This is a genomic window from Streptosporangium sp. H16 (assembly GCF_051918855.1).
Taxonomy (GTDB): domain Bacteria; phylum Actinomycetota; class Actinomycetes; order Streptosporangiales; family Streptosporangiaceae; genus Streptosporangium.
Window position 1 is genome coordinate 433,110 of record NZ_JBPXMD010000002.1, and the last position, 26,252, is coordinate 459,361.

Annotated in this window: 24 protein-coding genes; 10 read left to right on the plus strand and 14 right to left on the minus strand. The window is 68.7% G+C overall.

Going from position 1 to position 26,252, the window contains the following annotated elements; all coding sequences use genetic code 11:
• Nucleotides 1-83 precede the first annotated feature (83 nt).
• Together ACTOQ2_RS04930 and ACTOQ2_RS04935 are read right to left on the minus strand one after the other, a co-directional pair.
• Nucleotides 84-1,634: a protein kinase domain-containing protein gene (locus ACTOQ2_RS04930; protein ID WP_440098493.1), complete on the minus strand. Its 1,551-nt coding sequence runs from the start codon at nucleotides 1,632-1,634 to the stop codon at nucleotides 84-86.
• A gap of 255 nt (nucleotides 1,635-1,889) precedes the next feature.
• Complete coding sequence (locus ACTOQ2_RS04935) at nucleotides 1,890-2,393, minus strand: DUF1643 domain-containing protein (RefSeq protein WP_440098495.1); 504 nt, start codon at nucleotides 2,391-2,393, stop codon at nucleotides 1,890-1,892.
• A 247-nt stretch (nucleotides 2,394-2,640) separates the two neighbouring features.
• Here ACTOQ2_RS04935 and ACTOQ2_RS04940 point away from each other — a divergent pair, with 247 nt between their 5' ends.
• Together ACTOQ2_RS04940 and ACTOQ2_RS04945 are read left to right on the plus strand one after the other, a co-directional pair.
• On the plus strand, nucleotides 2,641-3,240 hold the full coding sequence (locus tag ACTOQ2_RS04940; RefSeq protein WP_440098496.1) for a DNA/RNA helicase domain-containing protein: 600 nt from the start codon (nucleotides 2,641-2,643) through the stop codon (nucleotides 3,238-3,240).
• 208 nt (nucleotides 3,241-3,448) lie between these two features.
• The gene (locus ACTOQ2_RS04945) at nucleotides 3,449-4,336 is read left to right on the plus strand and encodes a serine/threonine-protein kinase (RefSeq protein WP_440098497.1); all 888 of its coding nucleotides are present in this window, start codon (nucleotides 3,449-3,451) and stop codon (nucleotides 4,334-4,336) included.
• Here the strand turns inward: ACTOQ2_RS04945 and ACTOQ2_RS04950 are convergent.
• Nucleotides 4,326-5,249 (minus strand): serine/threonine-protein kinase, encoded by a 924-nt coding sequence (locus tag ACTOQ2_RS04950; protein WP_440098498.1) that lies wholly within the window; start codon nucleotides 5,247-5,249, stop codon nucleotides 4,326-4,328. The genes ACTOQ2_RS04945 and ACTOQ2_RS04950 overlap by 11 nt on opposite strands.
• Nucleotides 5,250-6,091: 842 nt before the next feature.
• Nucleotides 6,092-6,661: a TetR/AcrR family transcriptional regulator gene (locus ACTOQ2_RS04955; protein ID WP_440098499.1), complete on the minus strand. Its 570-nt coding sequence runs from the start codon at nucleotides 6,659-6,661 to the stop codon at nucleotides 6,092-6,094.
• A gap of 102 nt (nucleotides 6,662-6,763) precedes the next feature.
• Here ACTOQ2_RS04955 and ACTOQ2_RS04960 point away from each other — a divergent pair, with 102 nt between their 5' ends.
• Nucleotides 6,764-7,243, plus strand: a complete 480-nt coding sequence (locus tag ACTOQ2_RS04960; protein ID WP_440065538.1) for a nuclear transport factor 2 family protein — start codon at nucleotides 6,764-6,766, stop codon at nucleotides 7,241-7,243.
• A gap of 234 nt (nucleotides 7,244-7,477) precedes the next feature.
• Here the strand turns inward: ACTOQ2_RS04960 and ACTOQ2_RS04965 are convergent, their stop codons facing one another.
• The 8 genes from ACTOQ2_RS04965 to ACTOQ2_RS05000 all read right to left on the minus strand — a co-directional run bounded on the left by ACTOQ2_RS04965 (nucleotide 7,478) and on the right by ACTOQ2_RS05000 (nucleotide 17,566).
• Complete coding sequence (locus ACTOQ2_RS04965) at nucleotides 7,478-8,473, minus strand: CU044_5270 family protein (RefSeq protein ID WP_440098500.1); 996 nt, start codon at nucleotides 8,471-8,473, stop codon at nucleotides 7,478-7,480.
• Nucleotides 8,466-9,053, minus strand: a complete 588-nt coding sequence (locus ACTOQ2_RS04970) for an RNA polymerase sigma factor (RefSeq protein WP_440098680.1) — start codon at nucleotides 9,051-9,053, stop codon at nucleotides 8,466-8,468. The genes ACTOQ2_RS04965 and ACTOQ2_RS04970 overlap by 8 nt, the downstream gene beginning before the upstream one ends.
• A gap of 148 nt (nucleotides 9,054-9,201) precedes the next feature.
• On the minus strand, nucleotides 9,202-9,555 hold the full coding sequence (locus ACTOQ2_RS04975) for a DUF1801 domain-containing protein (protein ID WP_440065536.1): 354 nt from the start codon (nucleotides 9,553-9,555) through the stop codon (nucleotides 9,202-9,204).
• A 410-nt stretch (nucleotides 9,556-9,965) separates the two neighbouring features.
• Nucleotides 9,966-12,116: an elongation factor G gene (gene fusA / locus ACTOQ2_RS04980; protein WP_440098501.1), complete on the minus strand. Its 2,151-nt coding sequence runs from the start codon at nucleotides 12,114-12,116 to the stop codon at nucleotides 9,966-9,968.
• 504 nt (nucleotides 12,117-12,620) lie between these two features.
• Nucleotides 12,621-13,553: a hypothetical protein gene (locus ACTOQ2_RS04985; protein WP_440098503.1), complete on the minus strand. Its 933-nt coding sequence runs from the start codon at nucleotides 13,551-13,553 to the stop codon at nucleotides 12,621-12,623.
• 667 nt (nucleotides 13,554-14,220) lie between these two features.
• On the minus strand, nucleotides 14,221-15,711 hold the full coding sequence (locus ACTOQ2_RS04990; protein ID WP_440098504.1) for a protein kinase domain-containing protein: 1,491 nt from the start codon (nucleotides 15,709-15,711) through the stop codon (nucleotides 14,221-14,223).
• A gap of 866 nt (nucleotides 15,712-16,577) precedes the next feature.
• Nucleotides 16,578-17,159: a hypothetical protein gene (locus ACTOQ2_RS04995; RefSeq protein ID WP_440098506.1), complete on the minus strand. Its 582-nt coding sequence runs from the start codon at nucleotides 17,157-17,159 to the stop codon at nucleotides 16,578-16,580.
• A gap of 11 nt (nucleotides 17,160-17,170) precedes the next feature.
• Entirely contained in the window at nucleotides 17,171-17,566 is a 396-nt protein-coding gene (locus ACTOQ2_RS05000) for a hypothetical protein (protein ID WP_440098507.1), read from the minus strand.
• A 488-nt stretch (nucleotides 17,567-18,054) separates the two neighbouring features.
• Here ACTOQ2_RS05000 and ACTOQ2_RS05005 point away from each other — a divergent pair, with 488 nt between their 5' ends.
• Both ACTOQ2_RS05005 and ACTOQ2_RS05010 read left to right on the plus strand, forming a co-directional pair.
• Nucleotides 18,055-18,219, plus strand: coding sequence for a hypothetical protein (locus ACTOQ2_RS05005; RefSeq protein WP_440098508.1), 165 nt, complete (start codon nucleotides 18,055-18,057; stop codon nucleotides 18,217-18,219).
• Nucleotides 18,220-18,380: 161 nt separating this feature from the next.
• Nucleotides 18,381-19,388, plus strand: a complete 1,008-nt coding sequence (locus ACTOQ2_RS05010; protein WP_440098510.1) for a helix-turn-helix domain-containing protein — start codon at nucleotides 18,381-18,383, stop codon at nucleotides 19,386-19,388.
• Nucleotides 19,389-19,586: 198 nt separating this feature from the next.
• Here the strand turns inward: ACTOQ2_RS05010 and ACTOQ2_RS05015 are convergent, their stop codons facing one another.
• Nucleotides 19,587-19,823, minus strand: coding sequence for a hypothetical protein (locus ACTOQ2_RS05015; RefSeq protein WP_440098511.1), 237 nt, complete (start codon nucleotides 19,821-19,823; stop codon nucleotides 19,587-19,589).
• Nucleotides 19,824-20,020: 197 nt separating this feature from the next.
• Between ACTOQ2_RS05015 and ACTOQ2_RS05020 the strand changes: the two genes are divergently transcribed.
• Together ACTOQ2_RS05020 and ACTOQ2_RS05025 are read left to right on the plus strand one after the other, a co-directional pair.
• Nucleotides 20,021-21,292, plus strand: coding sequence for a sensor histidine kinase (locus tag ACTOQ2_RS05020; RefSeq protein ID WP_440098512.1), 1,272 nt, complete (start codon nucleotides 20,021-20,023; stop codon nucleotides 21,290-21,292).
• Complete coding sequence (locus ACTOQ2_RS05025; RefSeq protein WP_440065524.1) at nucleotides 21,280-21,939, plus strand: response regulator; 660 nt, start codon at nucleotides 21,280-21,282, stop codon at nucleotides 21,937-21,939. The genes ACTOQ2_RS05020 and ACTOQ2_RS05025 overlap by 13 nt, the downstream gene beginning before the upstream one ends.
• Before the next feature lie 302 nt (nucleotides 21,940-22,241).
• Here the strand turns inward: ACTOQ2_RS05025 and ACTOQ2_RS05030 are convergent, their stop codons facing one another.
• Entirely contained in the window at nucleotides 22,242-23,291 is a 1,050-nt protein-coding gene (locus ACTOQ2_RS05030; RefSeq protein WP_440098513.1) for a hypothetical protein, read from the minus strand.
• 606 nt (nucleotides 23,292-23,897) lie between these two features.
• Between ACTOQ2_RS05030 and ACTOQ2_RS05035 the strand changes: the two genes are divergently transcribed.
• The 3 genes from ACTOQ2_RS05035 to ACTOQ2_RS05045 all read left to right on the plus strand — a co-directional run bounded on the left by ACTOQ2_RS05035 (nucleotide 23,898) and on the right by ACTOQ2_RS05045 (nucleotide 25,796).
• Complete coding sequence (locus tag ACTOQ2_RS05035) at nucleotides 23,898-24,551, plus strand: hypothetical protein (RefSeq protein WP_440098514.1); 654 nt, start codon at nucleotides 23,898-23,900, stop codon at nucleotides 24,549-24,551.
• A 105-nt stretch (nucleotides 24,552-24,656) separates the two neighbouring features.
• Nucleotides 24,657-25,043, plus strand: coding sequence for a hypothetical protein (locus ACTOQ2_RS05040; RefSeq protein ID WP_440098515.1), 387 nt, complete (start codon nucleotides 24,657-24,659; stop codon nucleotides 25,041-25,043).
• A gap of 120 nt (nucleotides 25,044-25,163) precedes the next feature.
• The gene (locus ACTOQ2_RS05045; RefSeq protein WP_440098517.1) at nucleotides 25,164-25,796 is read left to right on the plus strand and encodes an NYN domain-containing protein; all 633 of its coding nucleotides are present in this window, start codon (nucleotides 25,164-25,166) and stop codon (nucleotides 25,794-25,796) included.
• The last annotated feature ends 456 nt before the right edge of the window (nucleotides 25,797-26,252 follow it).

Here is a 26,252-nt window from a genome sequence, read left to right on the forward strand (position 1 = left end):
AAAACTTGGTTTTCCACAAGAAGAGCTGTGTACTTAGCTCACCGAGTTTTGCTGTGCGCTCTACGAGCCCCCTTGGCGGCACCTCACACGGAGAGGCGCGCGAGCCCGTCCCGGACCTTGACCGCGTCTGGGTGATCGGGTCCGTGGAGCCTGACGAGATCCTCCAGCAGGTTGGACAGGGTGTGCCGGGCCCGTTCGGTGTCACCCGCGCCGAGCTCGAGGAGGCCGATCTGCCGTCTCAGCTCCAGCGGCCGGTGATCGTGCCTCCCGAAGACCGCCTGCTCCTGGACCAGCAGGCTCCTCAACATCCTCAGGGCCTGTCCCGTCTCACCCATGAGCGCCTTGCAGGTCGCCTCCTGCCGGTGGCACTGCAGCACTCCCTCGTCGTGCGGACCGTGCTTGCGTGTCAGGTCAACGCGTAGTTCCCCGAAGACCGGGGCCGCCCGGCGGTAGTCACCGCCCTCGAAAAGCACCTCCCCCAGGCGCAGGCGCATGGCGAGCACCTCCTCGTCGAGAGGGCCAGCCATCCGGCTGGCGGGGGCCACCACGGCGTCGAGCACCTCGACCGCCTGGCCGTAGCGGGACGCCTTCGCCAGTTCCTCGGCCTCGCTCCGGGCCTGGGCCAGGTCCTCCCTGCTGAAGTCTTCGAGGTCGGCCTGCCGGGACGGCTCCGGCGCAACGGCCGCCGATCGCGGTTCCTCGGGGTCGGTGATGCGGCTGACAACCTCCGCGTACCTCCGCACCGGGCTGGCACCGGGACTCGTCACCCCGGGCAGCGGTCCCACTTCGCCCACGAAGGAGAGCAGGGCGGTGTGCAGGAGCTCCGCCCGAGCCGGTCGATCCTCCGCGCGCTTGGCCAGCAGGCGCAGCACGAGCCGGTCCAACTCGGCCGGCACGTCGGAGCGTTGCTCCCGCACCGAGGGAGCGGCCTCGTGCACCTGCCGCTCGAAGATGTGATACTCCGAGTTCCCGTCGAACACCCGCTCCCCGGTGAGCATCTCGTGCAGGATGAGGCCGAGGGAGTAGAGGTCACTCTGCGGGGTGACCACCGCGCCCCGGACCTGCTCCGGCGACATGTAGACAGGCGTGCCGAGAATGGTGCCGGTCCGGGTAAGTCTGGACAGCTCGGGGTCGTGAAACATGGCCAGGCCGAAGTCCAGCACCTTGACGGTGCCGTCGGGGCAGACCATCAGGTTCGACGGCTTGAGGTCACGGTGGAAGACACCCCGCTCGTGCGCGGCGCACAGCACGGCGGCGACCTGCGCGACGATCCCCACGGCCCAGCCGACGGGGAGCACGCCGTGTTCCCCCAGGATGTGGTCCACCGTGGCGCCCTCGACGAACTGCATCACCATGAACGGCCGGGGCCCGACCTTCGGATCCTCGAAGACGCCGACGTCGTGGATGGGCGGGGTGCCCGGATGTTCCAGCTTGGCCATGATCCGCGCCTCGTGGAGGAAACGCTTGACCAACTCCTCGTCGGGCTTGCCGTAGGGGAAGCGGAGCAGCTTGACGGCGACCCTGCGGTCGAGCTTCTGGTCGTAGGCCCCGTAGACCTCTCCCATCCCACCCTGTCCCAGAGGGAGAGCATCCAGCTCGTAGCGACCGTCGATGACCACTCGATCCGCCTCCACCGGCCCACCCGAAACTCTGTTATGCGGAAAAACTACCTCGCTTTGCCGCCCTGATCATCAGGATTCAGCCACCAGGTCCCTTTGTGGCCAAAAGAGTTCTCGAAACAGCAGAATTCAGGACAAATAACCTTAAAAGGTGCGCTGTTCGGGTTGGACATTCTCGTCTGTCGCGCTCCCGGAGTTTTCGCGTTCCGGGAGTTGCGGTGATGACCGAGTCCGTAGGTGAGTACGGCGGCCAAGGCCGTGATCAGGTCGCTATTCGAGCGGGTGCGCGGCCAGCACCTTCGCCAGGCGGTCCTCGAAGGTGCTGCCCTCCACCCGCGCCTTCTCCGGTCCGACGTACTGCCGCCAGCGGGAGGGATGGCGCGGGGTGCCCGCCACCATCCAGGTCCGGCGGACCCCGGCGTCCTTCAGGTGCCGACGCAACCAGGACACCTGCTCCCGCAACACGACGCCGGTGCGGCCGGTGACCCGGTTCGCCCCCCAGGCGAAAAGGACCTCGTCGGCGGCAAGAACCGCCTCGGCGAGCAGCTCCCGAGACCTGATCACCTCTGATGGCTCGATCACACGGGCGCCCAGCTGAACCTGGTCCTTGGTGGGAACGTCCAGCAGGTTCGCCAGCCGGATCCGCCCGCAGCCCACCAGGGGGAGAGCGCAGCCGAGATTGCGGTACGAGATGGTCTCGGGAGCGGGACGGAGCGCGGGATTCAGCAGGATCGCACAGAGCGTCCGGGAGTCGTGACCCACCTCGCGCCCCATCCGGCCCTCCTTGGTCTGTCGGAATCCCGGAGACTGTACCGGGTTGTTCGGCCCCTGGTTTCCGCGGCTTGTAGCGTGCTTCCATCACGGAGCTTGAGGAGCTGGCCGACAGGTTGCGGCGGTTCGCGCACGACAGGGAGTGGGAGCAGTTCCACACCCCGAAGAACCTGGCCATGGCCCTGGCGGAGAGGTCGGGGAGCTCCTCGCGGAGCTGCAGTGGCTCACTCCCGAGGAGTCCGCGCGCACCATGGAGGACCCGGAGGCCGCCGGGCGCCTGCGCTCCGAACTCGCCGACGTCATGGTCTATCTGACCCGTCTCGCCGATGTGCTCAACGTCGATCTCGTCGCAGCCGCCCACGCCAAGCTCGACCAGAGCGAGCAGCGCTACAGCGTGGAGGCTTACCGGGGGTCCGCCAGGAAGGCTTGCTGGCCGTGGAGCAAGCCGAACAGCGACGACACGCTCGTTCATGACGTACGGATCGGTGACTGGTCCCGTCCGTGGAACGTCAAAGAGGAGAGGGCCGTGGGCAGCGCACCCGCGAGTGCGCTGTGGGCGACCCTGGACGGAGGGTTCGAGCAGGTCGGCTGTGTCTACGCCGCCCAGGGATTCGAGTACGACTGGAACGGTGTGATCATCGGACCCGATCTCGTCGTCCGGGACGGCAGGCTCCATGCGAGGAGAGCGTTCAGCAAGGATCCCGCGCTCACCCGGGGAACCACCGGCGAGCAGGCGGATCGACCGATCCGCAACACTTACAAGGTGCTCCTGACCCGAGGAATGATCGGCACGTTCGTCTACTCCACAGACCCGGAAACCCAGGAGTTTCTCTCCCGTCTCACCTCCTGATGGCTATGTCCCAGACGTCCGAAACGGCCAGTTCAAGCCAAGATCCGGATGTGCGGCTGGAGTACCGGGGTTCCTTGTGCACCAACGCCGACACCGGCCTGATCAGGGGGCGGTGCCGGATGTGCTTCCACACTCTCACCGGTAAGATCCGGATCCGGCTATCTCCCCAGCGGTCGACCGATGCCTGACCCCTGACAATCGGAGTCCCATGTTGGTCGCGCAGCGCTACGAGCTACAGCAGCCGGTAGGCCGGGGCGGTATGGGGGAGATCTGGCAGGGCGTCGACCTTCACCTGAACCGCAAGGTGGCCGTCAAGCGTGTCCGGCGCGACAGGCTCACCGAGGAGACCGTCCGGCGGTTCAGGCGCGAGGCCCGCATCATGGCCTCGCTCCGCCATCCCGGCGTGCCCGCCGTCCACGACTTCGGACAGGACGACTACGGGTTCTTTCTGGTGATGGAGTTCGTCGACGGCTGGCCCGTCACGCACGTGCTCGACGCGCACGAGAAGCTCCCCGTCTCCTGGGCCGCTCTGCTCGGAGCACAGCTCTGTGCAGTGCTGTCGGCTGCGCACGCTCGCTCTCTCGTTCACCGGGATCTGAAGCCAGGCAATCTCATGCTCTGCCGCGACGCGACCCTCGTCGTCCTGGATTTCGGTGTCGCGACGGTCCAGGGGTCACCCGAATTCTCAGTGATCACCGGGACGATGGAGGCACCGGGAACCGAGCCGTACATGGCTCCCGAGCAGTTCCGCGAGGGCAGGACCAGCGCGCTGACCGACCTGTACTCGGCGGGATGCGTCCTCTACGAGATGCTCACCGGCCGGCGGGTCGTCCAGCCGGCAGGTTTCGTCACCGAGACGAGCGGACATTTCGGCCTTCCTTCGGCACCTCTGGGGGCCGCGGTGCCGAAGGAGCTCGCCGAGTTGGTGATGGCACTGCTGGAGCGAGAACCCGACCGGCGTCCGCAACGCGCCGACGAGGTCTTTCACCGTCTCCTGCCGTTCATACGGGACCTGCCTGCGCTGCCCGGCGTCGTCGATCGGGTGACGAGGCCGGTCCACCTGTATGCCGAGGCGCTGTCCCGGGTCAGCTGGTGATCAGCATCATCACCTCGGCGGCCGTAGGCCGGCCACCCGGATCCTTGGCGAGGCAGGCGGCCAGCGGAGCCTGGAGCGCCGGCGGCAGCACGGACAGATCCGGATGATGAGCGACGATCTTCCGGTAGACGAGAGGCGTGGAGCCGGCGTCGAAGGCGTGTCTGCCCGTGGCGCCGAAGAGCATGGTCGCGGCCCAGCTGAAAACGTCGGAGGCCGGGCCGACGTGCTCGCCGGAGATCTGCTCGGGAGACATGTAGGCCATGGTGCCCTTGAGGACGCCCGAGGTCATCGTGACCTGGTCCAGCGCCCTGGCGATCCCGAAGTCGATCACTCGGGGACCGTCCGGGCCGAGCAGGACGTTGGCCGGCTTGAAATCCCGGTGCACGATGCCCGCGGCGTGAATACCCGCCAGCGCCCCCGCCGTCCCGATGGCCAGCCGGGTCAGGCTGTCGCCGCCCCTCGGCCCCTCCTGTCTGACCAGCCGTTCCAGTGACGGACCGGGCACGTACTCGCTGACGATGTAGGCCACGTCTCCCATGACGCCGACGTCGATCACCTTGGCCGTGGCGAAAGGACGCACCCGCTGGGCCAGGGCGGCCTCCCTGACGAAACTCTCGCGTTCGGCCGCGCCACCGATGATCCGGCTGTGCAGCACCTTGACCGCCACCGGCTGCCCGCCAGGCCCGTGCGCGAGGTAGACCGCTCCCTGCCCCCCTTCGCCGATCTTCCGGTCCAGCCGGTACGGCCCGATCTCGCCGAAGGGACGGGAGCCGGATGCGGTGTCCGCCGGATACCGGGGGGGCGGGGAGAAGGACGGGGTCGGGGCGGGGGGTGGGGTCGGGGTCGGGGTCGGGGTCGGGTGAGCCTGGTAGGGCCGGGAGGCAGGAGCCTGATAGGGCGAGGTCGGGGGCATCGGAGCCCGGTAGTGAGGCGGCGGCATGGGGTTGTACCGCCAGGCCCCCGGAGGGGGGTGAACCGCCGGCCGAGTCCGGAAGACGGATGGCCGAAGGATGAACGCGTGCACCGTGCCGCCCAGCCAGTCCACAATGATCATGATTCCTATGATCACATCGACCGGTGGCTCCTTGGTCGCGGGGTCATTGTCGCTATAAATTCCGGAAATCACGACGAACGCGAGCAGAATAACGCCGTAGACACCGGTCGCGAATCCGGTGATCCGGCTTTTCAGCTGCACCGCGGCGTGTCCGATGATGAAGGGGGTCGCGAATCCGGCGGTGTACAGCGGGGCCAACGCCCAGATCAGGCTGAGCGGGAAGTTCCACCAGGGAGGCCGCCCGGGAACACGCCCATCGACGTTGTGGTGATGGTGAGGGGCGGAACCACCGGCTGAGAACACGGAACAAATAATACGGACCTGCCGCCGTCACCGAGGAGCACAGCGCCCGCGGAACCCTCACCTGGACGCCCCCGAACCGCCGGACGAGGAGGCGGCGCCCATCACGGACGAATTCTCCGGCCAGGACCTGCGCCGATACTCCGAGCTTCGTATGGAATCCCGAACTTGAGGGGCGGTTACTGTTTTCCACGAACCCCGCCGGTTTCCCGCGAGCCTCGCCAGATTTCATCACGAGCCCGGCCAAGCGCCGAAGATCTATTTTCGCTCCCCTATTTTTTGCTCTCGCGGTGACACGTCGCACCAAGACTGATCAAGCAAGACATATCCCTTTTGTCCCCATCCTGACCATGTCCGGCCGGTACTGCGGCCGGGTTCTTCCCGGTCTCGCGTATGGCCGGTCAGGCGGGAGTGGGTGCCGACCGGCCGGGCCGCGACAGGCCGGTGAGGACGACGTCGATGGCGCGGGCCAGGGTGTCGGGCGGGGTCCGCGTCGTCGCCGATGCCTGGGCCAGGCCGCGGATGAGCAGATAGACCTCCTCGACCGTGACCGAGGGCCGGACGGCCCCGGTGTCCTGCCCCCGGCGCAGGACCTCGCTGACCACGGACTTCAACCGGTTCGACGCGGCGACGGCGCCGGCGGGGAACTCGTCGCGGTCGGCCACCAGGGAGATGAGGGTGAGTTTGGTGGCGCCGGTCTCGATCATCGTCCGTATGAGGGCGCGCCATGCCACGGCCGGGTCGGCGTCGGCGACGAGCGCGTGGGCCCGGTCGGTGAGCTGCTCGAAATGCCGCAGCAGCGCCGCCTCGACCAGCTCCTCCTTGGTCGGGAAGTGGCGGAAGACCGTGGCGATGCTGACGGCGGCCCGCCGGGCCACCTCCTCGGTCGACCCGGCGGCGCCGTACTCCCCGAACACCGCCTCCGCCGCGGCCAGGATCCGTTCCCGGTTCTCCCGTGCGTCCTGCCGCATCCGGCCTCCTCCTGATCTCTGATCTCACTTCAGGGCTTTAACCGTAGTCTGGACTACGGTACGCTTTCCGTAGTCCAGACTACGGTTACCTTGGAGAATGCCATGCCACAGCCGTACACACCAGCGGAGGTCGTCCAGGCCGTCGCCGCGGGAGTCAGCCGCCTGATCGCCGGCGGGCTCACCGAGCGCGAGCGGGAGGCCGAGCTCGACCACCTGGCCGGCCTGTACGCCGAGCGGACCGACGTCCGGCACCCGTTCGCGCCGCTGGGCGACACGCCGCTGCGCACCCGTGCCGACCTGCGCCGGCACTTCGCCGAGGCGCCGGGCCAGGCGCGGGCCGAGCGGTTCGAGCCCGTGGGCCACGTCCACGAGACGGCCGATCCCGAGGTGGTCGTCTTCGAGTTCAGCTACGTCGGCTCGGCCGGCGGCCGTCCCTTCGCGGTTCCGTGCGTCTTCGTGTCACGGGTACGCGACGGCGTCATCGTCGAGTCCCGCGACCATATCGACCACCTGGGCATGGCCCGGGCCTTCGGCCGGCTCGACGGTCTGGTCACCGCGCTGGCCGCGGGCCCTTCGTCCTGAGCGAGTTCTCGAGAACGCTCGGTCGAGCGTTCGCGCCTTCAACGGGATCCCGCCCCTCGACGTCCCCGAGAACTTCAAGATCAAGGCGATCGAACTCCATGACTCCGTCTTCTCCGACGGCGTCACCGTCGCCCTGCACGACTGACGACACACCCGCTACCGGACGGCGCCGCTCCGGCGGTTCTCGATTCCCCGGGCGCCGGCTCCCCGGGGAATCCGTCCAGCGTCGTCTCCCTAAGGGATCTGCCCGGGTTCGTCGACGACTCCCGACGCGACCTCGGCGGTCGCGAAGACACTCCCCTTCGGAAAGGCCACCTCGCCGTTGATGAGATAGTCCTGCAGGTAGTCCGTCCGCGTGCCGAGATGGCGATAGGTCGTGCTGTCGAGGATGACGTAGGAGCGCTCGGTGACCTGCCCGTTCTCGTCGCGCTGCGTGCCGAAGCCCGGAGAACCGGCCTCGTAGGCGATGCCCATGCCCGACCTGCCCGCCGCGTCGCGTATGCCGAGGTCCACCCGGACTCCCGGAATCCTGGCGAGAGCGCGGAAGATCGCGGCCTCCAGCTTGGGAGGCATGTACTCCTCCCGGCCGAGATAGAGCGACAGCACTCGGAAGGCCCGCGCGTCCGGGTGCTCGTGGAGACCGCGCTCCTCGTCCGGCTTGTCCCTCCAGTGCAGGTCGCCCTTGACGTGCTCCAGCAGCCTGTCCGGGTCGGTGGGCAGCTTGGCCAGCCTGGCCGCGTACTGCTGGGGAGACAGGTCGTCGTCACCCGGGTCCGGCTCGATGGTCCGCGTCTCCATCGGGCGCGAGCCCAGCCGGGTCGCCTGCCTGGTGCCGTCGTAGCGCGTCCAGTACTCCTGGATCTCGGCCGAGCCGTCGGCGGGCTGTATGACGACGCTCTTGCGGTACAGCCACTGGTCGGGACGGGGCGGGGTGCCTTCCGGCCGGCGCTTCTCGGCCGTCAGCGCCGCCTGCCTCAGCATGACCTCCGCGCTCACCGGCGTCGCCTCCACGATGACGGACGGCGGCACGACCGGCCGTTCGTCGTCGTTCACCACCACGACCACCGCCGCGACCACCGCGACGGCCGCCGTCATGGCCATCGGCAGCGAGAGCACGGGCCGGAACCGGCGGCGGTGCCGCAGGGAACGCACCCGCAGCGCGCGCAGGCGGTCGGCGTCGGGCTCGGGCGCGTCCGCCCGCAGCTCACTCAGCAGCTTCAGGTCATCCACGACCGGTCTCCTCCTCCGAGATAGCGGACGGATCGACCCCGCCCAGGGCCTCGCGGGTCTTTCTCCTGGCACGGTGCAGGCGCGAGCGCACCGTGCCGATGGGGACGCCAAGGGCCCGCGCCGTCTCCTCGTAGCTGAGATCCGCCCAGGCGATCATCAACAGCACCTCGCGGTCCTTCGCCGACAACACGGCGAGTGCCCTCACCAGATCGCGCTGCGCCGCCGAGGCCGTCACCCGGGACTCCACCCGGTCGGCGTAGCTCTCGGCCACCTCGTCCACCCCGGTCCTGGCCAGCGAGAGGTACGCCCTGACCTCGGCACGGCGGTGCTTGCCGATGAGGTTGGCGGCGATGCCGTACAACCAGGGTCGGGCATTGCGGTAATCGGTGTCGTAGCGCCCGAGCCGCCGGAAGGCGGTGAGGAACGTCTCGGCCACGATGTCGTCGGCTGTCGAGTCTCCCAGGCGTCGCGTCACATAGCGGTGCAGGGCGGGGGCGTGCCGGTCGAACAGCACCGAGAAGGCGGCGGAATCACGCCGGGCACGCTTGATCACCTCCGCGTCGTCCAGGTCTGTTTCCACACTCAAGCGTGAACTCCGTTTCCGTGGTCCGGTCACCCTCTTTCACCCGGTACCGCGAATCGAGTTCTCCGCGCCTTCGTTTCGACGAATCCGACCGTGCCCACCGCGAGCGTCGCCGCGGTGGGCGGTACGTGCGCCGGTACGGCGGCTACTCCTGGTCCAGCCGCACGGCCTGCCGCGCGTAGTCGCGCAGGGCCTCCAGGTTCATGGTCTCCGGCTTCTTGAGCTTGACGTGCCTCGTCGTCTTCCCGACGCCGTCCAGCAGGCCGAAGGAGTCCTCGAACTCCGCGCCTCGGGCGAAGGCGAAGGTTATGTGCGTCTTGCTGACGCTGATGATCGCCAGGATCTTACGGCCCTGCTGCCAGGCGGGTGACCCGCGGCTGATCACCTCGGTCGCCTCGGGGGCGCACTCCTTCATGAGCGTGCGCAGCGTGTTCACGATTTCCCGGTGGTGCGGCTGGACCTTGGTTTCGACGAACTCATCCACAGCTTCGCTGCTCATGAACAAACCTTTCTGACATCGCTTGCTGACCTGAATCGCGCGTGTCCCCGATTCCTGGCCGGTCGATCATCGGCAGGATGAGGCAGCGTAGCCCGGCCGGAGGACGAAGGCCTGACATATCCGATACATCGACGCACTTAGCCTCTCCGTTTCGGTGCGCCCGGCCTCGCCGGACCTCACGTGGCTTCGAACCGCTTCTGGCCGCTTCGGACCGCTTCGAGCAGCTTCTGGCAGCTTCGGACCGCTTCAGGTGAGTCGTCGGGTCGTCCGGTGCCGGGACCGTCGCGGCATGACGACGGCACACGACACGTCGCCGAGCGATGGTCCCGCCCGGAGGCGGGACCATCGCCGGCTCCTAACGGATTCACCGGTACCGGTTCCCCCCGAGTTCCACCGGTTCCCACCGGGTTCTACCGGGGCGGCGTCCCGTCGGGCACCGCGCCCGGCACCGGGGCGTACCCGGTGGCCCGGGTGGTGAAGGTGCCCCGGCCCTGGGTCCGGCTGCGCAGCCGGGTCGCGTAGCCGAACAGCTCGGCCAGCGGCACGGTCGCGGTGATCACCACCGTCCCGGCCCGCGCGGTCGAGCCGGAGACCCGGCCGCGCCGGGCCGCCAGATCACCCAGCACCCCGCCGGCGGCGTCGTCGGGCACGGTGGCCGTGACCTCGACCACCGGTTCCAGCAGCGCCATCACGCCGGCCCGCAGCGCCTCACGCAGCGCGAACCTTCCGGCCGCGCGGAACGCCATCTCCGAGGAGTCCTTGGGGTGGGTGGCCCCGTCGGTCAGCGTGACCCGCAGGCCGGTCACCGGATGACCCCCGAGGGGACCCTCGGCCAGCGCGTCCCGGCAACCCGCCTCCACCGCCCGCACGTACTCCTTCGGCACCCGTCCGCCGACGACGGTCGAGCGGAACACGAAGCCCGCCGCGTCCTGAGCGGTATCCAGCGGCTCCAATGACTCCAGTGGCTCCACGTCGAGGACGACGTGGGCGAACTGGCCGGCGCCGCCGTCCTGCTTGACGTGCCGGTACAGCAGCCCGGACACCCCGCGCACGACGGTCTCCCGGTAGGCGACCTGAGGCCGGCCGACACCGACGTCCAGCCCGTGGGCACGACGGATCTTCTCCACCGCGACCTCCAGATGCAGCTCGCCCATCCCCGACAGCACCGTCTGGCCGGTCTCGGGATCGGTCCGGACCACCAGCGAGGGATCCTCCTCGACCAGCCGCGCCAGCGCCGACGCCAACCGGCCGGAGTCGACGCTCCTGCGAGCCTCGACCGCGACGGAGACCACCGGATCGGCCACGACCGGCGGTTCGAGGACCAGCGGCGCCGAGGGCTCGCACAGGGTGGCCCCGGTGCGGGCCGCCTTCAGCCCGACGACCGCGACGATGTCCCCGGCCACCGCCCGGTCCACCTCGGTGTTCCGGTCGGCCTGTACCCGCAGGATCCGGCCGATCCGCTCGGTACGCCGCGCGCCCGCGTCCAGCACCGTGTCTCCCTTCAGGATCGTTCCCGAATAAACGCGCAGGTAGGACAGCCGCCCGGTGGCGGTCGAGCTCACCTTGAACACCAGAGCGGCGAACGGCGCCGCCGGGTCGGCGGCCCGCTCCAGCACCGCGCCGTCCCGGGTGTCGTGCTGGGAGCCGCCCTGGATACCACCCCGAGTGCCGTCCCGGGTGCCGCGTACCGGCGGCACGTCCAGCGGCGAGGGCAGGTAGGCGACGACGGCGTCCAGCAGCGGCTCGATCCCCCGGTCGCGGTAGGCCGATCCACACAGCACCACCACGCCCTCACCGGTACGGGTCAGGTCGCGCAGCGCGGTGGCGAGGGTCGGCGCGGAGATCGCCGACTCCGCGCAGAACTCCTCCAGCGCGCTCGGGTGCAGTTCGGCCACCGCCTCCTCCAACAGTCGCCGGCGCCGTTGTGCCTCCTCCAGCAGGGCGTCCGGCACCGGCCCCTCCTCGAACGTGTCGCGGCCTCCGGCCCAGACCAGCGACCGCATGCGCAGCAGGTCCACCACGCCGGTGAACCCGTCCTCCCGCCCGATCGGCAGCTGGACGACGAGCGGGACCACCCGCAACCGCTCGCGGATCGACGCGACCGCCGTGTCGAGGTCGGCGCCGGCGCGGTCGAGCTTGTTGACGAAGGCGATCCGCGGCACCCCGTGCCGGTCGGCCTGCCGCCACACCGACTCGCTCTGCGGTTCGACGCCCGCGACGGCGTCGAACACCGCGATCGCGCCGTCGAGCACCCGCAGCGAGCGCTCCACCTCGTCGGAGAAGTCGACGTGGCCCGGGGTGTCGATCAGATGGATGCGGTGACCGTCCCAGGCACAGCTCACCGCCGCGGCGAAGATGGTTATTCCACGGTCGCGCTCCTGGGAGTCGAAGTCGGTGACGGTCGTCCCGTCGTGCACCTCGCCACGCTTGTAGGTGGCGCCGGTGACGTACAGGATCCGTTCGGTGATGGTGGTCTTGCCCGCGTCGACGTGGGCGAGAATGCCCAGGTTGCGGACGCCGGTCAGCGAGTCGGTGATGTGACGGTGCAGGTCGGTGCGCACGGCCCATGGCCCTTCGGAATGTTCCGGACAGGACGGCGCGATTCCCGGACGAGACGACCCGAGGTCAGGTCGTGGAGGGACCCCTGGCGCGGCGCGACCGCACGGGGGCATGCCCCGGCGGCCGGTTCGGCGCCGGGCGGGCAGGGGTCAGGGGTTCGTCACGGGCACTCGACGCCGGCCGCGCGGCCGGCGTCGGGCACCGACGAAGACACCAGGATCACGTCGTAGCGTGACGGGGGAATGACCACAGCGGTGCGGTGGCGCACGGGCTGCTCCCCTCACTGGTAAGGCGCGCGCCGCGGTGGCGCGGCAGCGCGTGATCAGTGGCGAGTGTAGCGAGACCGGTACGGGCGGGAAAGCGATTTTCTCGCCGGGCCGGCGACACATGCGGCCATTGACACCACTGCCTGATTCATCTAACTTCCGGCGCACGGTCAGGTCACGCGTCCGGCGACCGGCGAGGAGGAACCCGCCGGTCTCGCGCGGGTAGCCGGGGTCCGGAGGTCAGTAGCCGATCCAGCCGAAGGAGATCGGGCGGTCGGCCACGCTGTGGTAGCCGGTCGAGGTGTTCTCGTTGGCGCCCCACCAGTGCCCCTGCGGCCGGTTCGCCGCGTCGGTGCGGATGAAGATCCAGCCGCGTCCCACCCCCGGGTACTCGGTCGTGCCGACCGCGCGGGAGTCGCGGAAGTTCTGGTACGGCGAGCTCGCCGAGGTGACCGCCACCCCGTGCGGGTTGCTGGTGGTGTCGACCACCGGGACCGCCCACTCCACGGTGGAGGTGTTGCCGTCCCTGTCGTACCGGACGGGGGTGCCCGCCACGATCATCACGTGGCCGGTGGAGTCGCCGGTGCCGGAGGACGCTTCGTTGTACTTGATCGCGATGATCACCCCGGCCCCGATCTCGGTGAGCTGGTCCATGTTGGAGTTGGCACTGGTGGTGAAGTACTCGGCACCGGTGGTGAAGGTGTCGTGGTACTGCGCCGCCGTCGGGCTGATCGACCCGAAGTTGTCGGCCAGGTACTGGTCGGTGGCCCCGGGCAGCACCCGCTTGATCACCTTCGTCACGAAGCTGCCGCACTTGCTGCGGTTGAAGTAGGTGGTCGGCGAACCGGGCGTGCCCCAGACCACGGACGTGCTCTGGCTGCCGGCGAGGTAGGTGTTGTAAGAGGCCTGCCCCGGCCAGCTCATGCTGTTGAGGTTGTCGGCGATCTCGGCCGCCGCCTGGTAGGTGCTCACCTCCATGGCCGCCGTCCCCGACGCGCGTGCCGCCGACGCCGACGCGGTGGCCGGCACTCCCGCCGCTCCCGCCAGAACCAGTGCGGCGACTCCCGCCGCGGTGGCCGCGCGCAGCGGCCCGCGCCCGCCATGGCGGGGGACGGTGTCCCGGGTCGTCCCCCCGTGGCCGCCGGACGCGGCCATGACAGATCTCGTACGCATCGCGATGTCTCTTCCTCGATCGCGGACGGCGCACACCGGCGCCGCCCTGCCTGTGGTGCGGACGTCGCGCGTCGGCGTCGTCCTGCCTGTGGTCTCGTGCCGCCGTCCCGGATCCACCCCCGTGGACGCCCCGGTGACGGGCACTCGGCAGAACCTACGCGGGAACAGAAGAACGTTCTGCGCGATGAGCCACGGAGCGAACGTGCAGTTCTCCCTGGACCGGTCGCCCTCCCTGGGCCGACCGAGTTTGAGAAAGTCGTCGGTCACCCACGAGCAGTTCGATCGGCTGGTTCGCAACGCCCACAGGGTGCCGCCGGCCAGGGGCCGACAGAGGTGGCCCCGCACTCGACGGATCCCGGGGCCCAGGAGTTCCTCTCAGGATTCGTCAACGGCTCCGACACCGGGTACGGCGGTTCCGCGCTGCACGTCCGAACTTGCGCTCCCGATCCCCCTTGCGGCCGTCACAGGTCGGGGAGCGGCCCGTCCACCGCGGGCATGGCGACCGCGTTCGTCTCCCCGGTGACGGCGGCGTAGCCGTACCGGTGGCGGCGCGACAGGACGCTCTCGTTGACGCGGGGAACTCCTGCGGGCGGTCGTCGGTGGCCCGCAGGACCGTGCCGAAACCGCCTTCACCCAGCCGCGTACCTGACCTCCCGAGTTAGTGGACCTAGCCCAGGCCCCGCAGCGCGGTCACGGCCGACCTGGCCGCCTCGAGGCCCGCCTGTCGCAGGGCGTCGTCGGAGGCGGTCCGCAGATTGGCGTAGTGCAGGTCCGCCACCAGGTTGCCGAGCCTGAAGGTGACCACGATCATGCGGACCCGTCCCCCGGCGTTGGCCGCGTTCCAGGAGAACGCCTCGTCCCCCACGTCCGTGAGCGTGCGGGGAACGGAGCGGGTCATACGTTGCCCGTCCTCGATCCCGATCTCGTACCAGGTCCACTCCATGTCGCGGGTGCCGTGGATCTGCCGCCGCTCCAGGGCGGCGAAGAGCTCGTGCGCGGACCCGGGGTTCAGCGACCACGGGTCCGGGGTGCCGGAGTCGGTGACGGCGGTCAGCTCCACCCCCGCGCCGCGGATCGTCCACTCGCAGCCGTTCTCGGACGCGCGCCCGCCGGCCGGGGCACCGAGGAGCTTGGTGACCTGTTCCGGCGACAGCGCCTTGCAGAGATCCACGGCTTTCTCGAACACCGGTGACACCGGTCTGGTCGCCGGTAAGGGCTCTCTCGTGACCAGGATGGCGGCCGCGGCGGAGACCACGGCCGCCGCCACGGCCAGCAGGACCGTCGGGGTCCACCGGCGCGGCCGGCGGCCGATCGTCTGGGGCGCGGTGATGCGTGGTGACTCACCGTCCGCGATCTGCCGCAGCAGCCCCAGCGCGATCTCGGCGTCCGGGCGCGCCTCGGGCTCGCGGGCCATCAGCCACCGCAGGAGCGAGGTCAGCGGACCGGCGACCCGCGGCGGGCGGGGGTCCTGGGTGAGCGTCGCCCGGATCACGTCCGCGGGAGAGCCGTCGTAGGGCGGGACACCCTCCAGCGCGATGAAGAGGGTCACCCCCAGCGACCACAGGTCCGAGGCGGGACCGCCGTTCTCGCCGGCCAGCCGCTCCGGGGCGATGAACCCGGGCGTCCCGATGACCTGGCTCGCGCCGGTCAGTGTGGGCCGGTCCGGGGAACGGGCGATGCCGAAGTCGGTGAGGACGACGCGGTCGTCGTTGGTCAGGAACACGTTGCCGGGCTTGACGTCACGATGCTGCACGTCGTGCGCGTGCGCGGTGACCAGCGCCTCCAGCAGGAAGGCTCCGATCGAGGCCACCTGGAGGGGGAGCCGCGGGCCGCGGGCCGCCAGCTCCTCGGCGAGGTTACGGCCGTGCAGCCGCTCCATGACGATCCACGGCCTGCCGTCCTCCACCAGCACGTCGTGTACGGCGACGATCGCCGGGTGACGCAGCCGCGCGATGACCTCAGCCTCCCGCATGACCTTGGCCACCAGCTCGGCGCGGCTCCGCTCGTCGCCGCCCTCCGGGATCCTCACCTCCTTGACGGCGACCTCACGGTCGAGCATCTCGTCCCTGGCCAGCCACACGGTGCCCATTCCGTCGCGGCCGAGTGGGCGCAGGAGAAGATAGCGAAGAGCCAGCTTCGCCCCCATCGATTCGGCCATATTCCAACAATAGGCAATTATCCTGCGTCAATCGATCGCGAATGTGACGAGGCGGTACCGAAACCCCTGCCGCGACGCCCTCGTGTCGCGTTCACGAAGTATCACGGTCACGAAGTATCGCGTTCATGAATCGAAGAATGGGCAGCCAGGCGCGTCACGCACCTCGAAGGACGCGTCCGGCTCGAAAGCCTTACGGGCGTCACGGCGAGGAAGAACTCTTTATTTTTCGGCCAGCCCATAACTAATTTCATTCATGGGGAAAACTCGACGATCAGCGCGATCGGGTCCGGCGCAGCCCCTGCTCGTCGGGCACGGACGGCGTTCGCGGATCCGCGTACCGGCTTCAGCCTTGAACCCGGGCACGACGCCGAGGGACCCCGAATACCACCCAGGGGGGCGCGTTCAGGTAAAAGCGCGCCCCTCCGGCGGCTTGCAGCGGCATTCCTTTTCCCGTTCTCCCTGTCTTCAAACGCGGCATCGAAAGCGACGCCATTCAATATGAAAGGTATTCGGACCCGCCTACCGGTACTACATTCGCAGGTCCGCCGGGAGTGGGGCGTCGCGCCTCCGGCAATGGTTGATCAGGGCACGCGTTTGGTGGGCCCCCGTAATTCGGACCGGGCCAGGACATGACAGACGGCGTCGGCCGCGGGGACGAACAGCCGGGCCGGAACACGGCGGATCTCGGCCGGGGAGGGTCGCAGGAGCCTCAGCACAGCCGGTTCCGTATCCCAGGACACGACGCGAACGCAGGTCAGGCACTGACGATGGACCACCACGGTCCGTCGCCGAGCCGAACGAATCAAGATCTACGAATGTGGTGTCCGTCTCGTGCGGGCTGCACGTGAAGCGGATGTGACGGTGTGTCAGGGGAACTCGATCGGCAGGCCCGGGTAGAGGCTGTTCGCGTTCTGGTGGACGCAGTCGAGCAGGTCCATAAGCTGGTCCTTGGGCACTACGGCCAGCAGGTCGGAGGAGTTCTTCTCGCGGCCGGTGACCGGAACGCCCTTGCCATCCAGGCATCGCTGTACGGCTGCCATGAGTTTCGGCACCATCAGCGCTTTGTTGTTCGCGCTGAACCGGGCTTCCACGGCGTTCAGATGCTTGGCTCGGCACTTGCGGGCGACTTCGAACACCTCGTTCTCCGGAACCTTCTTGGCCGCTTTGTAGCCCAGTATCGGTCCCTGCTGATCGATCGGGTCCCAGCCATAGCTGACCAGTTCGACGCTCGACTTGGCCATGCAGTCCTTCGTTCGATGGACCGCGTCCTCGTAGTGTTCTCGCGTCACCGCAGCCGACGACGTCGGCTCACTGTGGACGGACGCGGCCTCGCTGGGCTGGGGGCTGTCGTCGGTGAGTACTGGGCGGCCGGCGCCCATTGCCGTGGCGCAGGCGGTTGAGCCCCACAGCAGCGCGGCAGCGAGGGCCGCCCAGGTTCTGGATCTCACGCGAAGGCTCTCTAGTGACTCTGGCCCCAGGCATCGCTCGACTGGCTCTTGTGGTAAACCCTGCACCAGGAGGTCGGGCAGAAGTTGCCGCTGCGGGAAACCACGTTGGCCGCGTGGCTTTCCAAATAGAGGTTGATGTTGGTCTCGTTGTAGTAGATCTTCAGATAGGCGTGACCGCTGCAGCTTCCCGAGTTTTTCACCGTCCACGCATAGCGGTGGTCGCTCGAGAGTCCACCCGAGTAGACACAACCGCTTCGCGACTTGGACCAGTGACCTTCGTGAGCGTAGGCCGGTTGGGCCACGAGAGTAGTCGCCATACCGGTGGTTGCCAGGACGAGCACGGCGCTGCCGAGCATGCTTTTCAACTTTTTCATGTAACGCTCTCTCTCATGGCTGAACCAGGTCATCCGATGCGATCCGTTCGCCTGGTTTGCCCCAAGGCTGCACGAATGGCGTTGGGCACGTCGTTCTCATGGAGCGCCAAACCCTTATCCTGACGGGCCAACCCGATTGACCAGCGCCTACAGGCCGGCACGCTCTTCAGTGGCGCGAGGTGTCCGGCCAGTCGCGTGAACCCTCGATCGGCCAATACTCCAGTGACACTTTGTGATCATGGTTGAGTTCTGCGCCGGGTGGCAGCGTCGGGCTGTGGCCTGGCGTCGCCGACGCCGGTCCGACCAGCGCAGGATGGCCCTGATCGAGTAGCCCCGGGGCAGTACGAGCGTGGCTGACAGCCGATCGCCGGCGCCTGCAAAGGATCACCCGGTCGGCCAAGGATCCGGTGAAGCCGCAGCGAGCGATCGCGGTGCTGAACGCGCCACCAGCGGCACCCTCGAACCTTACAGGTTCCCGAGATCTCAGCTAAGCAGCGAGAATTTCGTACGAAGGAGAACTCATGACAGTGGCGAGGAAATTCGCGGTGATGGCCCTGTGCGCATCGGCACTCCTGGTGCCGACCGTCGCAGCGACACCGGCATCCGCAGCGGCTGCAGGTTCCGCAAGCATCCTCGCCAATAACCCCGGCAACGGTAAGGCCGATCCGCATTACCGCTGGCGCTGACCAGTCCCGGAGACGGAAGAGGCCTTCGAGGAATCTGGGTGCAGGAATCAATGCCAGGGCGGGACTGCCGACGTTTCGGCAGCTCGGAGCAGCGGCCCCCGACCGGGGACAGACGAACACCAAGAGTCGAAGATCAGCGGAGCACCAACCGAGAGTTGTCGATGTACCGGACACTGAGCCTGAGCCACTTGCCGGCCCGCGAACGCTTCGCCTTCTGGCGGGAGACCGTGGCGTCGACGATCGTGCCCCTCGACGTCAGCAGCGATCACGCGGACGAATTCCGGGCAACGATGCAGGTGCTGGACCTGGGCGCGGTACAGATCTCTGCGCATACCCACTCGCCGATTCACGTACGTCGGACAGCGAAGCTGATCCGGCAGTCCGGACCCGAGCACTACCAGGTCACCTTGGTCCGACGAGGAACGATCATCTCCGCCCAGGCCGGCCGGGACACCATGGTCGGGCCGGGCGATCTGTTGCTGCACGACACCTGGCGGCCTCTTCACGGCACCCACGTCGACCACGCCAGGGTTGGTGGCGTCCAGGTCGCGGTCCCCCGGGAGCTGGTCCCGCTGCACCCAGACCTGGTCGGCCAGGTCTGCGCCGTTCGGCTGCGGGGGCGAGAGGGCATTGGTGCTCTGCTACGGCAGTTCCTTGTCCAAGTCGCGCGCAACGCGGACACCTACAGGCCGGCGGATGCCAGTCGGCTGGGCGGCGTATGTATCGACCTGCTCACCGCCCTGCTCGCCCACCACCTCGAGACCGACCGTATGGTGCCTCACGAGAGCCACCAGCGCACGCAGCTGCTCCGGATCCACACCCACATCGAGAGATCCCTGGGCGATCCGGAGCTGTCTCCGGGCACGATCGCCGCCGCCCACCACATGTCCCTCCGGTCTCTGCACCGGCTGTTCGCCGAGCAGGGTTCCACCGTCTCGGAGTGGATCCGTACCCGGCGTCTGGAGCAGTGCCGCCGCGAGCTGGCAAGCGCCGAGCACCGGCATCTCCCGATCCGTGCCATCGCCGCACGCTGGGGCTACACCCATCCAGGCAACTTCACACGCGCCTTCCGCACCGCCTACGGCCTCAACCCCGATGAGTACCGCCGATACATGGAGCACAGCGTCTCCGAACGGCGACAGCACGCACAGCAGGCCGGCGCGCCCTAGCCGCCGGCGCGCCGTCAACCATCCCGAGCAACGCGCTCGACCGACTGGTCCACCAGTCGGCAATGCAAGCCGGGCGGCGGTACGCGGCCAGACGGAGCGCGGCGACGGCGACGGGGGCGACGACGGCGATGACGGCGGCGACGACCAGGCCGTAGGTGACCATCACCACCGTCCGGCCGGACCCGACCATGCCGCTCCTCACCGCCGGTGCCGGTAGTGGTGGACGATCAGGGCGGCGACGCACGCGAGAGTGGCCAGCCCGAACCCGACGCCGGCGAGGACGTTGTCACCGACGGACGAGAACACCATGTTGAGAACCGCGCTGACCATCAGCAGGAACCAGAGCACGGGACGCACCATCCCGGCCCGGGCGCCGGTGGGCCGTACCGGACGTGGTGCCTCAAAAGCTTGCAGAACGTGGTGGGAATCGGTCACGGTACGCTCCTCACTCGATGAACTCGGCAGATCGTCTGTCACACCCCGACGCTACGAACGATCACCGCCGGCGGCGATCCCGCCCACGGGACAGCCGAGGTACAGCAGGCTGTACTCCTTGGCCGACGATCTGACGATGACCCGGATGGTGCCCTATCGTCTGGTCCAGGAGGTTTCGTCTGGTCCAGGAGGTACGGATGCCGGCCCCTGACCCCGCGACCGGCCGGAAGCCGGAACGTCGATGGGACGTGTTCGCCCGCGCCCGCACCACCCTGGACGCGTTCGAACACCTCGTCGGCGGGCTCGGCACCACCGTCCTGGCGCTGGTCGCGCTCCTCCTGGTGGCCGCCACCGCGCTCGCCTGCCTCGTCGGCGTGGGCCTGCTCCTGGTGCCGGCCACGCTGCGCGCGCTGCGTGCCGTCGCCGACCGGGAACGCGCACGGCTCTCCCGCTGGGGCCCGGAGATCATCGGCCCGGAGCCGGTGCCGCCCGGCCTGCGTGCCGCCCTCACCGATCCGGCCACCCGCCGGGAGCTGGGCTGGGTGGTCGTCCACGCCACCCTCGGGCTTTTCCTCAGCCTGGCCGGTCTCACGGTGTCCTTCGGCGCGGTGACCAACACCACCTTCCCGCTGTGGTGGCGGCTGCTGCCTCCGGAGGAGGCGTCCAGCTCCGCCATGGGGCTCTGGACCGTGCGGGACCTGCCCAGCGCCCTCGGAGTCGGCCTGCTCGGCCTGGGGTGGGCCGTCCTCGCCCTTCTCCTCACCCCGGGTATGGCGCGGCTGCAGGCGTGGCCCGGCCGGCGCCTCCTGCCGGCCGACCCCGGCACCGACCTCGCGCTGCGGGTCGCGCAACTCACCGCGACCCGCGCCGCCGCGCTGGACGCGCACGCCGCCGAGCTGCGGCGGATCGAACGGTCGCTGCACGACGGGACCCAGAACCGCATCGTCGCCGTCACCATCCTGCTCGGCGCGGCCCGTCGTACGCTGGCACGCGACCCGTCCGACGCCGACGCCATTCTCGAACGCGCGCAGAGCGCCGCCGAGCAGGCGCTCGCCGAGCTTCGCGCGGTCGCCCGCAGCATCCTGCCTCCGGTGCTGACCGACCGGAGCCTCGCCGACGCCCTCACCGGTCTGGCCACGACCTGCCCGGTCCCCTGCCGGATCGACGCCGACATTCCCGTCCGGTGCGCCGCCTCCGTCGAGGCCACGGCCTACTTCGTGGCGGCCGAGGCGCTCACCAACATCGCCAAGCACAGCAATGCCCGGCACGCCACCGTCAAGGTCCGCCGCGACGCCGACCGGCTCCACCTCCAGATCACCGACGACGGCCACGGCGGGGCGGACCAGCGCAGCGGGTCGGGACTCGTCGGCATCCGCCGCCGTACCGAAGCACACGACGGGACATTCATGCTGAACAGCCCTCCCGGTGGACCCACCACCCTCACGGTGAGCCTGCCATGCGGATCGTGATCGCCGAGGACGACCCGCTCCTGCGCGAGGGCCTCGCGCTGCTGCTGCGTGCCGAGGCACTCGATGTCGTGGCCACCGCCGGCGACCCCGACGGCTTCCTGGCCGCCGTCGACGCCCACAGGCCCGATGTCGCCATCGTCGACGTCCGGATGCCGCCGACCCACACCGACGAGGGGATCGTCGCGGCCGTCGAGGCGAGGCGGCGCCGTCCGGACCTGGCCGTACTCGTGCTGTCCGCCTACGTCGAGCAGGCCTTCGCCACCGAACTGCTCGCCCAGGGCAGCGCCCGCCTCGGATACCTCCTCAAGGAGCGGGTCGGGCGCGTCCAGGAGTTCCTGAACGCGTTGCACCGGGTGGCGGCCGGAGGTACGGCCATCGACCCCGATGTCGTCGCGCAACTCCTCACCCGCACCCGGCCCGACACCCGACTGGACCGCCTCAGCCCTCGCGAGCGCGACGTGCTGGCCCTGATGGCCGAGGGGCTGGGCAACACCGCCATCGCCGAACGGCTGTTCGTCACCGACGGCGCCGTCCACAAGCACATCCGCAGCATCTTCGCCAAGCTCGACCTGCCGCCCACCGACCGGGCGGACCGGCGCGTCACCGCCGTCCTGCACTACCTCGAGGACGCCCACCGCCGCGCCTGACCCGACCCGGTGGTGGCCGAACCGGCCGGGACGGTGATGGGCGATCTCGACCTCGGCGGGTGTGAAGAGATTCGCGAAGCGTGGCTGGACGGCCGCGCCTCGACCGTCGGATCGAGGCGCCCGCGCTCCCAGAGAGCGGCGACCCCGCCGGACCCCGCCGGCGCATGCGGGAGTCGCTTCGCGGAGCCGAGGCATCAGGATCGCTTTGGCGAGCCGGCCCGCGCGAAGAGGGCGGCAGCATGACGTGGTGCGCGGAACGCGCCGGCCCTTCGACCGCGCATTCGCTCGCTGAGCTCTGACACTCAGGGATCGAGGAAGGTGACGACCTTTCCGAGCGCGTAGTGGCGGTCGAGGTCCCCGTTCTCCTCGCCGAGGTAGGTGCCGCCGGAGTAGGTGATGACCTGCCGGGCCCGCCAGAACGGATCCATATCCGGTTTCACCGCCGCCGTCAGCACCTCGGCGGCGGCCCCCTTCACCATCCATCGGCCGTAGCCGGTGTCATGACCCGGCGAGGGGTACCGCTCCAGGGCGCTGTCGGGCGAGGCCCGAAACGCCTCCGACGCCCGTCGCGCGAGTTCCATCCGGAAGTCGCCCAGCCGCTCGGCCAGCTCGGCGGAGTGCGCGCCGGTCGCGATCAGGGCCAGCGCCTCCTCGACCAGGGAGCCGTCGATGCCCGCCGTGGTCACGGCCATATCGGCCGCGATGGCGACGATCTCCGGCAGCCGGTCGGGCGTGGGATCGGCGATGATGCGGGCGATGCGGGGGTCGACGGCCGCGATGGCCCGCATGCGCCCGTCGGCCCGCAGGGCCGGGCGGGCGCCCACGGTCGCCGGGCGCAACCAGTGCAGGGCGTGGGACCGGGCCGTCCAGTCGTCGTCGATGACGACTCCCGACAGGTGCTCGGCCACGGCGAACGCGGTGGCCCTCCAGCCGGCGCGCCAGTCGGCCTCGCCGACCGGCAGGCCGTCGAGCCACTCCCGGCCGGAGGCACCGTCGAGATCCAGGGCGTCGAACGACGCGACGACCTCCCCGTCACGGACGTAGCTGACGAAGGTGGCCATGTTGACGGTCCACGCCACCCGGAACGCCTCCCCCTTGGCCGCGACCTCGCCCAGCAACGCCTCGCTCAGCCCGCGGAACGCGAACGGCTCGACGATCACGGCCCACTCCCCGTGGCGGGCCACCAGTGCCACGCCGGTGGCGTCGTCGGGCAGGTCCTCCGGGGCGATGCCGAACAGACCGTCGAGGGTCTCCGGCTCCGACACGAGGGGGTGCCCGCCGAACTCCTGGATCGCCTGGTCGAGATCGCCGGTCCTGATCCAGGTGAAGCAGGCGGTCTCGATCTCGATCATGTGAACGCTCCAGGAAACAGCGGGGTAAGGGCGGTGAACGGTCCGCCCTCACCTCGGTCATCTATCGGGTGGGGGGAATGGGGCCGATGATGTTGGCTCCTGTTCCGTCGATCGTACAGGTGCCGTGATCGAGTTCCGGAAGTTCCTCCGCGTGCAGCCGGGGTTCTGCCAGTTGAACTTTCGCCGACGGCAAGCGGTCAGAGGTCATGAGCAGTGAGAAAAACAAAGCCAGGCGGAACAGAAAGACAAAGCATCCTGTTAGCGCAGGTCAGAGAGTCGCATCGACCTGGCGTGTGGCATGCCGACCGGAAATGAAGGCTCAGCCGTAAAGGAAATGCCGGTGGCTCGATCTACACTCCTGGCCCGCGAATGATTCGGTAGGCATCGTCGATGCTTTACGGACGGATGCGCTGTCCGTTACCCGCAGGCTCGTCTTCTTGACAAAACGGCGGTTCAGGCGTGAGGCCCAGGTCATGGCGTTGGAGCACGTCCAGGTAAAAGCGCACATTTCTTTTGTCGGTTTGTGCCGGGACTCATTTTCCTCCTCCGCCTATCTTCGACCGCGGTGCCAAAATCGGCATTCCTACGAGATGAGAAGGATTTGACATGCCCGCCGACATCGATCCCGGTAAGGGATCTCACACGATGCGAGGGAACGGGACGACGCGCAGAGCACTCCACCTCTCCCTGCTGGCCGGCCTCGCGGCCGCCGCGGTCGTCGCCACCCCCTCCACCGGCCACGCCGCCGCCGGAGCCGAGGTCCGCGTCAACCAGAACACCATCAGTCACATCGCCGGACCGGGAGAGGCCAACCGCGTCCGCTTCTACAAGAGCGGCACCAAGATCATGGTGCATGACGCGGTGCCCATCAGCGCGGGAGACGGCTGCACGCAGGTGGCCGCCACCAGGGTGAGCTGCACCTCCAACGGGGTGGGAGCAATCGTCGCGCTGCTCGGCGACGGAAGCGACTCCATCGTGATCGACATCCCCATGCCGAGCTACGTCGACGGCGGCACCGGCTCCGACGCCTACTACGGGGGCACGGCCCCGACCACGAGCCGGGTCTTCTACGTCGGCGGAGAGGGCACCGACTGGGTCAGCTACCAGCTCACCACGCAGCCCGTGAGCGTGACCTTGGACTACCAGAACAACGACGGCCGCATCGGGCTCGACCAGGACAACATCCAGCCCAACGTGGAGAACGTGATCCTCAACCAGGCCGTCACGACCGAGGGAATCCCGGCCGTACCGGCCGAATAAGAAACACACCGGCGAGCCGGCCACGGAAGGAGCCGTCCAGTACCCGGTTCGCCCATTCTTGTGGTGAGAACTCTGCAACCGGGAGGCTCCACGTCGACGACTGCAGTGAGAGGGGCTGAGCGGCTTTTCGCTCAGCCCCTCTCCACCGCAGCGCCAGACAGAGATAGAGCTTGCTCTGCTTGTAGGTCGCCTGGAACCCCGGCGCCTCGTAACCTGGCCTGGGTCGTCGCGGGAGCCCTCACGGGGGCGGCGTTCTACCGCTGGCAGGCCGGTGGGCTGCTCTCCCTGCCGTTCGGCGTCGCGCTGGTCGCGCTGGGCGAGTCGGCCATCGGCGGGAACCTGAGGCTGCCGTTCTTCGGCTCGATACTGGACTTCGAGCTCACGCCAAGCGTCACGACGGCCCTGGGAACCGGTCTTGCCTGCCTTCTGCTCGGCCTGGCGATGACCTGGCCGCTCATCCGCGACGTCCCGCTTCGCAACAGGGTCTCCTGAGCACGGGTCACTTCCCGGCGGGGCCCGGCGCACATGCCGGGCCCGCCGTCGTCGAGGAGGCCGCCGAGCACCGCGCACAATCCGCACGGGTTTCACGCTCCGTGGCGATACGTTTACCCTGTGATAACAAATGTTTACGTTGACGGGTTCAACCTCTTCTACGGCTGCCTGAAAGGCACTCCGTACAAATGGCTGGATCTCGACGCTCTCTCGCGACGCCTACTGCCGGAACACGAGATCCACCGCATCCGCTATTTCACCGCCAAGGTATCGTCGCGTCCTGACAACCTCGACGGTCCGAACAAGCAACACTTCTACCTCCGGGCCCTGGCGACGACTCCCCATCTCACCATCCACCTGGGCCGGTTCCAGCGAAAGAAGACCAGAATGCGGCTCGCCTACCCCCCACCCGAGGGCCCCGCGACGGTGGAGGTCATCAAGACCGAGGAGAAGGGATCGGACGTCAACCTGGCGACTCATCTTGTCGCGGACGCCTTCCGGGCCGACTGCGAAGTCGCGGTGGTGATCAGCAATGACGCCGATCTGGCCGAGCCGATCAGACTGGTCTGTCATGAAGTCGGCCTCAGCGTGGGTGTGGTCAATCCCCACCGCGCGCACCACCAGAGCGTCGACCTGGAAGCGGCCGCCCCGACCTTCTTCAGGCAGATCCGCGAATCGGTCCTCGGCGCCTGCCAGTTTCCGGAGAAGCTGGAGGACTCGCGGGGAGAAATCCGGCGGCCGTCGACCTGGTGAAAAATGCAAGGCCCCGTCCGTCGGACGGGGCCTGCTCCCACCGGCGCGTGTCCCGTGGGGCTATGGCCCTCAGTAAACCGGCACTTCTCCGTGTCTGTCAACTCACCCGGAGTAACAGGAGCGCCAACTCGGCTCCCCCACCCCGATACGGAGAGCCCCAAGGCCAGGCGCCCGATCCCCCCGGATGCCCCTGGCATCGCTTCCGCACTTCAGGGAGACGTGGCACCGCCCGGACAATCCCGCGCCGCTGTGCGAATAGCTCATACTTCCAGGCTGCCATCGGGCAAAACGATATCTACCGGCTATCCACCCCATACTGGACGACCGTATTTCTTATTCAGCATGACATCCCGGGACAGGTCAAGGTCCGAGACACCCTCTATACTGAATGAAAATCACGCATTCTGGAACTAGAGTGAAATAACTGAAAATAGGGCTAGAGGGGTGGTGGAGTCG

Coding starts and splice junctions, on each gene's coding strand:
- ACTOQ2_RS04935 (WP_440098495.1), bottom strand. CDS start 2,393: ATGGGGCGCGAGGTGGGTCACGACTCCCGGACGCTCTGTGCGATCCTG.
- ACTOQ2_RS04940 (WP_440098496.1), top strand. CDS start 2,641: ATGGAGGACCCGGAGGCCGCCGGGCGCCTGCGCTCCGAACTCGCCGAC.
- ACTOQ2_RS04945 (WP_440098497.1), top strand. CDS start 3,449: ATGTTGGTCGCGCAGCGCTACGAGCTACAGCAGCCGGTAGGCCGGGGC.
- ACTOQ2_RS04950 (WP_440098498.1), bottom strand. CDS start 5,249: ATGCCCCCGACCTCGCCCTATCAGGCTCCTGCCTCCCGGCCCTACCAG.
- ACTOQ2_RS04955 (WP_440098499.1), bottom strand. CDS start 6,661: ATGCGGCAGGACGCACGGGAGAACCGGGAACGGATCCTGGCCGCGGCG.
- ACTOQ2_RS04960 (WP_440065538.1), top strand. CDS start 6,764: ATGCCACAGCCGTACACACCAGCGGAGGTCGTCCAGGCCGTCGCCGCG.
- ACTOQ2_RS04975 (WP_440065536.1), bottom strand. CDS start 9,555: ATGAGCAGCGAAGCTGTGGATGAGTTCGTCGAAACCAAGGTCCAGCCG.
- ACTOQ2_RS04985 (WP_440098503.1), bottom strand. CDS start 13,553: ATGCGTACGAGATCTGTCATGGCCGCGTCCGGCGGCCACGGGGGGACG.
- ACTOQ2_RS04990 (WP_440098504.1), bottom strand. CDS start 15,711: ATGGCCGAATCGATGGGGGCGAAGCTGGCTCTTCGCTATCTTCTCCTG.
- ACTOQ2_RS05000 (WP_440098507.1), bottom strand. CDS start 17,566: ATGACCTGGTTCAGCCATGAGAGAGAGCGTTACATGAAAAAGTTGAAA.
- ACTOQ2_RS05005 (WP_440098508.1), top strand. CDS start 18,055: ATGACAGTGGCGAGGAAATTCGCGGTGATGGCCCTGTGCGCATCGGCA.
- ACTOQ2_RS05010 (WP_440098510.1), top strand. CDS start 18,381: ATGTACCGGACACTGAGCCTGAGCCACTTGCCGGCCCGCGAACGCTTC.
- ACTOQ2_RS05020 (WP_440098512.1), top strand. CDS start 20,021: ATGCCGGCCCCTGACCCCGCGACCGGCCGGAAGCCGGAACGTCGATGG.
- ACTOQ2_RS05025 (WP_440065524.1), top strand. CDS start 21,280: ATGCGGATCGTGATCGCCGAGGACGACCCGCTCCTGCGCGAGGGCCTC.
- ACTOQ2_RS05030 (WP_440098513.1), bottom strand. CDS start 23,291: ATGATCGAGATCGAGACCGCCTGCTTCACCTGGATCAGGACCGGCGAT.
- ACTOQ2_RS05035 (WP_440098514.1), top strand. CDS start 23,898: ATGCCCGCCGACATCGATCCCGGTAAGGGATCTCACACGATGCGAGGG.